This window comes from Pseudoalteromonas sp. MIP2626, from assembly GCF_013414205.1.
GTDB classification, from domain to species: Bacteria; Pseudomonadota; Gammaproteobacteria; order Enterobacterales; family Alteromonadaceae; genus Pseudoalteromonas; species Pseudoalteromonas nigrifaciens.
This window is the reverse complement of sequence record NZ_JAATTW010000027.1, coordinates 36,197-48,196: the sequence shown is the minus strand read 5'-3', so window position 1 is coordinate 48,196 and position 12,000 is coordinate 36,197. Positions and strand designations below refer to the sequence as shown.

The 12,000-nt window shown below is 40.7% G+C and carries 10 protein-coding genes; 9 read left to right on the top strand and 1 reads right to left on the bottom strand.

Going from position 1 to position 12,000, the window contains the following annotated elements; translation table 11 throughout:
• Window positions 1-417 precede the first annotated feature (417 nt).
• Complete coding sequence (locus tag HC000_RS12000; protein WP_011329784.1) at window positions 418-1,302, top strand: LysR family transcriptional regulator; 885 nt, start codon at window positions 418-420, stop codon at window positions 1,300-1,302.
• Between the two features lie 79 nt (window positions 1,303-1,381).
• On the opposite strand, the gene yegQ is transcribed toward HC000_RS12000, so the two are convergent.
• On the bottom strand, window positions 1,382-2,788 hold the full coding sequence (yegQ, locus tag HC000_RS11995) for a tRNA 5-hydroxyuridine modification protein YegQ (protein ID WP_089369096.1): 1,407 nt from the start codon (window positions 2,786-2,788) through the stop codon (window positions 1,382-1,384).
• Window positions 2,789-3,017: 229 nt separating this feature from the next.
• On the opposite strand from yegQ, the gene ndk reads away from it, so the two are divergent.
• The 8 genes from ndk (at window position 3,018) to bamB (ending at window position 11,939) form a co-directional block, all read left to right on the top strand.
• Entirely contained in the window at window positions 3,018-3,449 is a 432-nt protein-coding gene (gene ndk / locus HC000_RS11990; protein ID WP_011329780.1) for a nucleoside-diphosphate kinase, read from the top strand.
• A 169-nt stretch (window positions 3,450-3,618) separates the two neighbouring features.
• Window positions 3,619-4,749 (top strand): bifunctional tRNA (adenosine(37)-C2)-methyltransferase TrmG/ribosomal RNA large subunit methyltransferase RlmN, encoded by a 1,131-nt coding sequence (locus tag HC000_RS11985; RefSeq protein ID WP_086998182.1) that lies wholly within the window; start codon window positions 3,619-3,621, stop codon window positions 4,747-4,749.
• Window positions 4,750-4,895: 146 nt separating this feature from the next.
• Window positions 4,896-6,638, top strand: coding sequence for a type IV pilus biogenesis/stability protein PilW (gene pilW, locus HC000_RS11980; RefSeq protein WP_179807760.1), 1,743 nt, complete (start codon window positions 4,896-4,898; stop codon window positions 6,636-6,638).
• Window positions 6,635-7,498 carry a RodZ domain-containing protein gene (locus HC000_RS11975; protein ID WP_179807759.1) on the top strand — a complete coding sequence of 288 codons (864 nt, stop codon included), beginning with the start codon at window positions 6,635-6,637 and terminating at the stop codon, window positions 7,496-7,498. Before pilW ends, HC000_RS11975 begins: the two co-directional genes overlap by 4 nt.
• Before the next feature lie 5 nt (window positions 7,499-7,503).
• Window positions 7,504-8,622 (top strand): flavodoxin-dependent (E)-4-hydroxy-3-methylbut-2-enyl-diphosphate synthase, encoded by a 1,119-nt coding sequence (gene ispG / locus HC000_RS11970; protein ID WP_086998188.1) that lies wholly within the window; start codon window positions 7,504-7,506, stop codon window positions 8,620-8,622.
• A 179-nt stretch (window positions 8,623-8,801) separates the two neighbouring features.
• Window positions 8,802-10,082 (top strand): histidine--tRNA ligase, encoded by a 1,281-nt coding sequence (gene hisS, locus HC000_RS11965; protein WP_179807758.1) that lies wholly within the window; start codon window positions 8,802-8,804, stop codon window positions 10,080-10,082.
• Between the two features lie 47 nt (window positions 10,083-10,129).
• Window positions 10,130-10,750: a tetratricopeptide repeat protein gene (locus HC000_RS11960; protein WP_011329774.1), complete on the top strand. Its 621-nt coding sequence runs from the start codon at window positions 10,130-10,132 to the stop codon at window positions 10,748-10,750.
• Window positions 10,751-10,760: 10 nt separating this feature from the next.
• Entirely contained in the window at window positions 10,761-11,939 is a 1,179-nt protein-coding gene (gene bamB / locus HC000_RS11955; RefSeq protein WP_011329773.1) for an outer membrane protein assembly factor BamB, read from the top strand.
• Window positions 11,940-12,000: the final 61 nt, after the last annotated feature.

Sequence of the window (12,000 nt, the reverse complement as noted above, 5' to 3'; positions counted from 1 at the left end):
GCGCCTTTCACCACCACCTAAATTAACTCGCTTTGGCTCATTAGATTTAGATGGAGCACTTGGCGCTATTGGGTAGACTCATCTAAAGCTAATACAGCTTCAAAAATATCATCACAAAAATATCATCACAAAAATTCATAATACCCTTAAGTTTAAGTCTCAATTTATCGCTACAAACATAAGCAAACAATTGCTAGTGAGAAAATAAAAGCTAGGCATACTTGTTTAACAAAGCCATTTTGTCTCAAGATATCATAATGCGAACTAGCCAGCGATATCGCTTCGCCCTAATCACGGGGGGGGCGGCCAATTTTAAATCACTACTTTTAACATCTAATGATATTTAACAGCGCCGCTGTTATGATTAAACATAACTTCAACAATAATTAAGTTTTGAAATGATAAGCGGTTTTAATAATGCCTAATTACTCCCTTGATGATTTACGTTATTTTTGCACTATAGTGAAATTAGGTAGCTTTAAAAAAGCATCCGAAAGTCTAAATCTATCATTATCAACCTTAAGCCGCAGAATACGTTTATTGGAGCAAACTCTACAGTTAACCTTACTTAATCGAGACGCTCATCGCGTTACATTAACTCATACAGGGGAGCTATATTACGCTCGCTACTGTAAACTGTTTGAGGAAGTAGACGCCATAGAGCAAGCGTTATCTGATGAGAAGCAGCAACCAAAAGGTAAAATTAGAATTTCTGCGCCAATTTACATGGGCAAGCATTTTTTAAGCGCTATTTTTTGTGATTTTTTACTGCTGTATCCAGAAATACAGTTAGATTTACGTTTTTCAAATGACTTAATTGATATCGAAAAAAAAGGCATTGATATTGCTTTTAGAGTACGAAACCCAGCTATTGATAATTGGGTTATTAGAGAGTTGAAACTCACCCATAATATAATATGTGGCCGCCCTAACCAAACCACTCATTTAATTACCCACCCTGAGCAATTAGAAGAACAACCCAAAGTTATTTGCTTTGGATTAGCCCCGTGGCAATTAAAAAATAAACTGACTAATGAAGTGTATAACGTTGAGCCAAAAAAACACATTAGGCTTGAAGTTGATGAAATTCAAATGATGAAACATGCCGTAGAATCGGGTGTTGGCATTAGTTATATACCTGATTATATTGCATTGCCATTAATAGAGTCAGGAACGCTTGAGCGTATTCTTCCTGATTGGCAAAGTGAAGGGCAGCCTTTTTCTATGCTTTATCGCGACAGAAAACAAATCCCTCATCGTGTGAGGTTACTAATAGACTATACCTTGCAACACTTTAGCTAAAGCGCTGCAAGGTATTTTTTAATAACTCAGCCTCAGTACCATAACGCTATAAAAGTCGCTTAAAGTATTGCTGTAATTACTAAACGGCTTGCTTAAACGGATTGCGAGTATCTTGATGCTCATCAAGATTACGCATTAAAATAGCGTACGCTAAATCTAGTGCTTGAGGCAGCGCTATTTTAACAATATGGCCGGAACCTTTAGCATCGCTAATACTTTCACCCTTTTTATTTTCCATCTGCTCAAGTACAAAGCTAATATTACCTAGTGGGGTCATTAACTCTAATGAATGGCCAACACAAAACTTATTTTTTACATCAATATCAACTAAGCCGTTAGCATCTCTACCCAGCACTTCGCCAACAAACTGTTGTTTAGTTGATACCGAATGGCCGTATTCATAATTTTGATAGTCTTGGTGCGCATGGCGCTTTAAAAAGCCTTCGGTGTAGCCTCTGTGGGCTAAATTTTCTAAGGTTTTAAATAAGTTGGTATCAAACGGGCGACCAGCTACTGCGTCATCAATTGCTTTGCGATAAACCTGCGCGGTGCGTGCTACATAATAAAAAGACTTGGTGCGCCCTTCTATTTTTAAGCTATGTATACCCATTTGGGTAAGTTGCTCTACATATTGTACTGCTCGTAAATCTTTTGAGTTCATAATATAAGTACCATGCTCATCTTCATAAGCAGGCATATATTCACCGGGGCGACCTTGCTCCTCTAACATGACTATTTCGCTACTAGGAGCGCCTTCACCAAGCGTAGGTATTATACTTTTAGGATCGAACTTATGTACCATTTCACCCGTTTCGTTTTCAACGCCCGGTTTTACATCGTAATCCCAACGACAAGCATTAGTGCATGTACCTTGATTTGGATCGCGTTTGTTTATGTAACCCGACAATAAACAGCGTCCAGAGTACGCCATACACAAGGCACCATGGACAAATATTTCCAGCTCGGTATTTGGGCAAAGCCTGCGTATTTCGGCAATTTCTTCTAGCGACAGTTCGCGCGATAAAATAACTCGCTCAATCCCCTGTTTTGCCCAAAATTGTACACTCGCGTAATTTACCGCATTCGCTTGTACCGATAGATGAATAGGCATAGTCGGCCATTTTTCTCGCACTAGCATAATTAACCCCGGATCAGACATGATCAGCGCATCGGGCTGCATAGCAATAACCGGCTCAATGTCGCGTAAATACGAGTTAACTTTAGCGTTATGCGGCGCAATATTAGATACCACATAAAACTTTTTATTCAGTGCATGCGCTTCATCTATGCCTATTTTTAATGTTTCAAGATCAAACTCATTATTACGTACTCTTAAGCTATAGCGTGGCTGCCCTGCATATACTGCATCGGCACCATAAGCAAAGGCATAGCGCATGTTTTTTAAGCTGCCCGCGGGCGATAATAGTTCAGGGGTAAACGCAAACGGCGGTGTATTTTTTGAAGAGTTAACAGTAGTTGATGGCATGAGCGCTCCATACATAAAACTGGTTACAAGCCAGTTGCATGAATAATTAACAAATACAATAAGTGTAGAGCGCGGCAGTATAAATGCAGCAAATTATTTGTATTTGATCGAGATCACAAAATAACAATCAAATTGGTTATTAATAATAATTAGTATTTTTACGTTAAAACGCGTATAATTCGCGCCCGTTAATATTCACACTTTCACTTAAAATTATTGGAGCATTAAGATGGCTTTAGAACGTACTTTCTCAATCGTAAAACCTGATGCAGTTGCTAAAAACCACATCGGCGCTATCTACAACCGTTTCGAAACTGCTGGCCTTAAAATCGTTGCAGCTAAAATGGTTCACCTTTCACAAGAGAAAGCTGAAGGCTTCTACGCTGAACACAGCGAACGTCCTTTCTTCGGTGCTTTAGTATCTTTCATGACATCTGGTCCAGTAATGGTTACCGTTCTTGAAGGCGAAAACGCTGTTCTTAAAAATCGTGAAATCATGGGTGCTACTAACCCTGCAGACGCACTAGCAGGCACTTTACGTGCAGACTACGCTGACAGCATCGACGAAAACGCTGTTCACGGCTCTGACGCTGTTGAATCTGCTGCTCGCGAAATCGCGTACTTCTTCGCTGACGAAGAGCTTTGTTCACGTACTCGTTAATTCGAACTCGTTAACATATTGAAAAGGGCTTTCGGGCCCTTTTTTAGTCATTATGTAAGGTATTAATCAGTAAACTTATAATGTTTTACTTAATGATTAAGCTGAGTGAATTGTGTACAATTCGTCCTCGTAAATTTTTATCTCCACCGTCACCGATTGAGGTTGTTTCATGACCGAGCAAAAAAAGATTAACTTATTAGATTTAAACCGAGAAGGGATGCGCGAGCTATTTGCATCGTTCGGTGAAAAGCCGTTTCGTAGTGACCAGGTGATGAAATGGATTTATCATTTTGGCGTAGACAACTTCGACGATATGAGCAACGTAAACAAAAAGCTTAAAGAAAAACTTAAAGCTGAATGCGAAATTGTTGCCCCAGAAATATCAGTGCGTCAACAAGCTAAAGATGGCACGATCAAATACGCATTAGTGCTTGAAGGCGGCCAAGAAGTAGAAGCTGTTTGGATCCCTGAAAAAGAACGCGCTACGTTATGTGTATCATCGCAAGTTGGTTGTGCGCTTGAATGTACTTTTTGCTCTACAGCGCAACAAGGCTTTAACCGTAACTTAAAAGTATCTGAAATTATTGGCCAGGTTTGGCGTGTAGCTAAAGATATTGGCCTTGATGGTCACAGCGAAAAACGCCCGGTAACAAACGTGGTAATGATGGGCATGGGTGAGCCACTCCTTAACGTTAAAAACGTAGTCCCCGCGATGGAACTGATGTTGGACGATTGGGGTTTTGGTTTATCTAAGCGCCGCGTTACATTAAGTACTTCAGGCGTGGTACCGGCTCTGGATTTACTAAAAGAAAAAATTGACGTAGCACTGGCTATTTCATTGCATGCTCCTGATAACGCACTGCGCGATATTTTAGTGCCCGTTAATAAAAAATACCCTATTGAAGAGTTTTTAGCGGCGTGTCGTCGTTATATCGATGGCTCTAAAGCAAATAAAGACGTAACCGTTGAATACGTTATGCTCAATGGTATTAACGACAGCACCGACCAAGCGCACGCATTGGTACAAACGCTTAAAGGCACTCCTTGTAAGGTAAACCTTATTCCGTTTAACCCATTTCCGGGTAACGAATATACGCGTTCGAGTAATAGTCGTATTGACCGTTTTTCTAAGGTTTTACAAGCAGCCGGCATTACTTGTATTGTACGTCGCCCTCGCGGTGATGATATTGATGCAGCGTGTGGTCAATTAGCTGGCGATGTTGTTGATAGAACAAAACGCTTGGCTAAAAAGAAAATGCGTGACGATAACGCGATTACCGTTAATATTCACCAAGCATAACCTCATCTCTAAATAGCAATCAGTCTTAATTAATACTTCATATCAAGACTGATTGCTTTTAAGTCGTTTATTTTTAAATAATTGATGCAACATAGATGCTTTTAGGTAAGATAGGCGCTATGGACAAAAAATAAAGAGACAAGGTAATGCGACCTTTACTAGTTTTAACTATATCTACGCTCGCCTTAGGCGGTTGCGTTACAGAAAATAGTTATAACGGCAGTGATAAACCCGTTGTCGAAAATAAAATTAATAGCGCAGGCGCAGCTCGAACTCGCATTGCCCTTGCTTTACAATATTTAAATACGGGTAATAACTCTCAAGCAAAATATAACCTTGAACGTGCCAGCGAATATGCGCCAAACCTACCCGAAGTCCACTACTCTTTAGCGTATTACTATCAACAAGTTGGTGAAAATAAACTTGCCGATTTAGCCTATCAAAAAGCACTTGCTATTAAACCTGACGATCCTAATACCTTAAATAACTATGGGGTATTTTTATGTGGTATAGATGAATACGACCGTGCTACTGATCAGTTTTTAAAAGCAATCGCAATACCCAGCTATATCCGTGTTGCCCAAAGCTACGAAAACTTAGCGTTGTGCGCTATAGAATTTGACGACTTTGATAACGCCGAAACTTATTTTCAGCAAGCAATAAATCACAGTTCTCAGCGCGCTTCAACGCTGATTAGTTTAGCGGCTTTATATTACGCTAAAAGCGATTTATACAAAGCAAGTGCACTGTTAAAGCGTTACGACGATACCGCGCAAATATCTCCGCGTGCTTTATTACTTAGTTATTTAATTAAACAGCGCATGGGTAAAATTGAAGAAGCAGAGAAAATTGCTGCAACTATCCTACAAACTTACCCAAGTAGTGATCAGGCTTTTGCGATTAGAGATAGCCAAATAAAACAAACCGAATTTGAAGTTTTGCGCGAAAAATATCGTCAAGCGCAGCTCAATGAATTAAAACAAGATGGTAGCGAAGCGCAATTAAGTTCACAGCCTAAAATAAAAATAATTCGTAAAAAGCGTCCATCACAAAATGACTCAACAAGCTTAATTAGTGCTAATAAAACGCCCGTTGCAACAGTAACAGACCCAGCTGCAGTAATAGCCGAAGTTAAACCAGTTCTGCCATCAAGCAAAACTGTCGCACCACCAAGCCAGGCGAACGCTGTGCTTAACGCAAAACCAATAACAAACTCAACAAACCAAAGCAGTAAACAAGCTATTGTTAGCCCTTTAAGCGCGCAGCCTGAGACACCAACAAGCAACTTGCCTGCAGCACAGGTTGCAGCTAATAATAACGTTAAAATAATTTCTTTTGGTGCTCCTCAACCTGCTATTAACAGCGCTAATAAAGCAAATACAACTAACACTACTTTCAGCCAAGCGAGTGCTCAACCTAGTAATAATGGTCAGGTGGTTTTTTATAAGCCCACTAAAAATGCAGATGTATTTGCTAGCAATAACAGCAACGAACTTGACACCATAGAGCTGAGAAATGCGCCAACAAGTAACGACAATAAGCTACCTATGCTCAACCCTAAGGTTGCGCCGCTTACAGTCCCGTTTCATATTATAGAGTTTGGTGAAAACCTATTTAGCATTTCGGTACGATACAATGTTAAACTACAAAAGCTCCTATTATGGAATGGATTAAAAGAGTCAGATCGGGTAATGAATGGCAGTAAAATTTACCTTAACGATCCTAACATTTATTATGAAATTAAAGCTGGTGATACCCTTTTTGAAATAGCTACCCAGCGGCAGGTATTAATTGATGAATTAATGCGATGGAATAAATTAAGTCCTGATATAGCACTAACACCAGGGCACAATCTTTTACTAGTGGATCCAGACTCATACCTATTATGAATGAAGAAATTACTCAGCCCCAAAGCGAACAACCTTCTCTTGGGCAAATATTAAAAACACACAGAGAAAACGCTGACATTAGCCTTGCTACTATGGCAACACATTTAAAACTGACTGTGTTACAAGTGCAACGTATAGAAAATGATGAATATCAACTGCTTGGCCCTACAACCTTTGTAAAAGGGTATATAAAAAATTATTGCCGAGAGCTAAAAATTGATCATACACCTATTTTGGCTATGCTACCTGCACCTACAACGCCTGAAAAACCCGTTGATATGCAGAGTTTTTCGCGTCGTACTGAAAAAGAAGCTAACGACAGTCGTTTAATGATTGCCAGCTATATTATTTTAGCCATTGTAATTGGCTCCTCTGCCTTGTGGTGGTGGCAAACTGCTATGCCTATCGAAGAGCAAACAAGTAATATTAATGTTGAAAACTCAATAATGAGTGAACAACAAGAGCAGGCTGCGCAAAGTAATATTGGCGCATCACAGCAGCAAGTTCTGGAAACAAATAATGTAGCATTACCGCAAAGTGAGCAATTAAGTGCGCTACCTAGCGGTAATAGTACAATTAACACCACTACTACAGCCCCTAACGAAGCAAACAATAGTAGTACTATCGTTATGCTTTTTAATGATGAGAGCTGGGTAGAAATTTATGATGCCGAAGGTGAAAAAATTGCGTTTGGAGTAAAAAAAGCAGGCTATGAAATGACCTTAACAGGCATAGCTCCTTTTTCGGTTGTGCTGGGTAAGCATGATGCAGTTAATATTACTCTAAACGGTGAAGCTGTTGACCTATCAGCTTTTCCAAAAAATCGTTTAGCTAAATTTAAATTACCACTAGCAGAGTAGCCGCTATGTTTTCAGAATCCCCAATAAAACGCAGAAAATCAACCCGTATTAATGTTGGTAATGTACCTATAGGTGATGGCGCGCCCATTGCCGTGCAGTCAATGACTAACACCGACACTATGGATGTAGATGCAACCGTAGCGCAAATTCAGGCAATACAAGATGCCGGCGCCGATATAGTGCGCGTATCTGTGCCAACTATGGACGCCGCTGAAGCGTTTAAAAGTATTAAAGAGCAAGTAACTATACCGTTAGTAGCCGATATTCACTTTGATTACCGTATTGCCTTAAAAGTAGCAAAATATGGCGTAGATTGTCTGCGTATTAACCCAGGTAATATTGGCAGCGAAGAGCGAATTAGGGCTGTGGTAGATGCGGCTCGCGAGCACAACATTCCTATTCGTATTGGTGTAAATGGCGGCTCATTAGAGCGCGATTTACAAGAAAAATACGGCGAGCCTTCGCCCGAGGCATTATTAGAGTCGGCAATGCGCCATGTAAACATATTGCGCCGTTTAGACTTTGATCAATTTAAAATATCAGTAAAAGCGTCTGACGTGTTTTTAGCTGTAGGTGCTTATCGCTTGCTAGCAAAAGAAATAGACCAACCTCTGCATTTAGGTATCACCGAAGCCGGTGGCATGCGCTCAGGCTCAGTTAAATCTGCAGTCGGTTTAGGCATGTTACTTGCCGAAGGAATTGGCGATACGCTACGTGTTTCGTTGGCAGCCGATCCGGTGCAAGAAATTAAAGTTGGTTTTGATATTTTAAAATCACTGCGTATTCGTTCTCGCGGTATTAACTTTATTGCTTGCCCTAGCTGCTCTCGCCAAGAGTTTGATGTAGTTAGCACCATGAACCAATTAGAAGAGCGCTTAGAGGATATTATTGAACCGGTTTCGGTCTCAGTGATTGGCTGTGTAGTAAACGGCCCTGGCGAAGCATTGGTAAGTGATATTGGTTTAGCCGGCGCTAGTCGTCGCTCAGGATTATATATTAATGGCGAACGCCAAAAAGCCCGCATAGATAACAATAATATTGTTGAACAACTTGAAGGCTACGTGCGCGATTTTATTGCAAAAAAACAAAACCAAACACCTATCGATATTAAAATCGTTGAGTAACACCTTTAATTAGTTAGTTTGGCCTTTATTTAAATTGTGCTATCGCTGGGTAACTTAGCAATAGCGCGCCTCTAAGCTCGCATTTACGTGTAAATTAGGGTTATAATATCGGGTCAATTTTTTTAGTTTTATGTTGTCGCAGTCAAGCATTGTACAACAACAGTTTTTAGGATTTAGCAGTGGCAAAACAAATTCAAGCAGTTCGCGGTATGAACGATTGCCTACCAGGCGATACTCAAGTTTGGCAAAAAGTAGAAAATATTTTACGCGAAACCGTTGCGTCGTTCGGTTATCAAGAAATTCGTTTTCCAATTGTAGAATCAACCGACCTATTTAAACGCTCTATTGGTGAAGTAACCGATATAGTAGAAAAAGAAATGTACACCTTTGCCGATCGTAATGGCGACTTACTTACGCTTCGCCCAGAAGGCACCGCTGTGTGTGTACGCGCAGGAAACGAAAATGGCTTACTGTATAACCAAGAGCAACGCCTTTGGTATATGGGCCCAATGTTTCGCCATGAACGTCCGCAAAAAGGCCGCTATCGCCAGTTTCACCAATTTGGTTTAGAAACCTTTGGTATTGCGAGTGCCGACATAGATGCAGAAGTTATTTTACTTACAGCGCAATTATGGGAATCGTTTGGGATTAGCGAACATGTACGTTTAGAGCTTAACTCGTTAGGTTCAAACGAAGCACGTGCCAATTACCGTGATGCACTGGTTGCCTATCTTGAGCAACACCTTGATGTACTAGACGAAGATTCAAAACGTCGCATGTATTCAAACCCGCTACGTGTACTTGATAGCAAAAACCCTGACGTGCAAGCAATTTTAATTAATGCACCTAAGCTATCTGAGCATTTAGACACTGAATCAAAAGAACATTTTGCAAATTTATGTGAACGTTTAGACGCAGCCGGCGTCAAATACACGATTAACGAAAAACTGGTACGTGGTTTAGATTATTACAACCGCACTGTGTTTGAATGGATCACCGACAGCTTAGGCGCGCAAGGTACTGTGTGTGCCGGTGGCCGTTACGATGGCTTAGTTGAGCAACTTGGTGGAAAATCGACCCCTGCAGTAGGTTTTGCAATGGGCCTTGAGCGCTTAGTGCTACTGCTACAAGCACTTGAGTGTGTAGGTGATATTCGTCGTAATGCTGATGTATATTTAGCATCAATGGGCGACAAAGCCAGTATTCAAGCACCTATTATTGCAGCGACGCTTCGACGCGATGTGCCAAACTTACGCGTTATGGTGCATGCTGGCGGCGGCAACTTTAAAAAACAATTAAAACGTGCTGATAAAAGCGATGCACTCGTTGCCGTTATTATCGGTGAAGATGAATTAGAACAAGGCGTTGTGACCATTAAGTATTTACGCGAGCGTAAAGAACAAGTCACATTAGAATTAGAACAAGCTAAAGCGCTATTAGCAGAGCTTATTAATAGCTAATATTTTAATAAAAGCATATTAATGCCAAAGCTATCACAGAGGTAAAAATGGATATTTATTCAACAGAAGAACAACAAGCCGAAGCCATAAAGCGCTTTTTCCGTGAAAACGGCCTTTCTCTTGCACTAGGTGTAATTGTAGGTTTAGGTGGTTTATATGGCTGGAAAGCGTATAACCAAAACCAAATTACCACAGCTGAGCAAGCATCAGACGCTTACACAACATTGGTTTCAGGCGAAAGTGTATTATCGTCAGCTGATACGTTTATTAGCGAAAATAAAGATACCAACTACGCAACGTTAGCTGCATTTGTAGCGGCTAAAGATGCTGTAGAAGCAAATGACCTAGACGCTGCAAGCGAAAAGCTAAGCTGGATAGTGTCTAACGTAAAAAACGATGAATTAAAAGCCATTGCTATTACACGCCTAGCTCGCGTTCAAATTGCCCAGCAGCAGTATGATGAAGCGCTAACGTCGTTAAATGCATCATTACCTGACGCATTTTCTGCCAATGTTGCAGAGCTTAAGGGTGATATTTACACTAAGCAAGGCGACAAAAAACAAGCTCGCGCAGCATATCAAGCAGCGGTTGATGCCGGTGGACTAACCAGTAATCCACTATTACAAATTAAGTTAGATGACCTAGCAGTAACAAGCCCAGCGGCATAAGGTTTTAGCTATGAAAAAAATAACAATCGCAACGCTTGCGCTTTGCATGGCAACTTTAATGGGTTGCTCGTCAAGTGATGACGAAGAAGAACTGGTTCTGCCTGAAATAGCCAACCAGTTCGAAACTAATATTGTATGGCAAGAATCAATTGGTAATGGTGTAGAGCATTATTTTTCACGCTTATCACCTGCTGTATATAAAGATACCGTATACGTTGCTAACCGCGAAGGCCAAGTAAAAGCACTTAAGCTAGAAAATGGCGATACGCTATGGAAAAGCGATGTGCGCCAAGATGTATCGTTTTGGCCATGGGCCGATAACGATAGTGCAAAATTATCGGGCGGAATATTACAAGCTTATGGTAAAATATATTTAGGTTCGGAGCATGGCTATGTTATTGCTCTAGATCGTGAAACTGGTGAAGAAGTTTGGCGTAAAAACGTACCCGGTGAAGCACTTTCAAAACCAGCTGCCGGTGACGGTTTGGTATTTGTAAATTTAGCTTCGGGTAAGTTATTAGCCCTTCATCCTGATACGGGTGAAGAACGCTGGCGCTTTGAGCAAGAAGTACCTGCGCTAACCTTACGTGGACAAAGCGCGCCTACTGTTGCAAATGGTGGTGTATTAGTTGGCCTAGAAACCGGCAAATTAAGCGTATTAATTTCAGACAGTGGTTACTCTGCATGGAGTGCCGAAATTGCAGTTGCTAAAGGTGCTTCAGAGTTTGAGCGTCTAGTTGATGTAGACACACAACCACTTATTAGCGGCCCATACGCTTATGCTATTGCTTATAATGGTAACCTAGCGGCAGTTGATATTCGTTCTGGTAATATTGTATGGAAACGTGAATACAGCAGTTACCGAGATATTGCCATGGATGCACAAAGTATTTATGTAGTAGATAGCAACGGTGTTATTTACGCATTGGATAAAGATTCAGGTATTGAACGTTGGAGCCAACCCGCTCTACGTGGTTGGTATTTAACAGGCCCTGCAGTTGCAGGTGAATATTTAGCGTTAGGGGATCAAGAAGGTAACCTACATTGGCTAAATAAAGTCACTGGCGAGCTAGTATCTCGTGAAGACTTTGACAGTTCAGGCTTTTTTGTTGAGCCTGTTGTTGCCAACGATAAACTGATTTTATATACCCGAGATGGGGAAGTTAGTGCGGTACAAATACCAAACTAACTTATGATTATTAGTATAACCCACTAATAGTTAATTATTTTTTGTAAGGCTTCGCAACGCG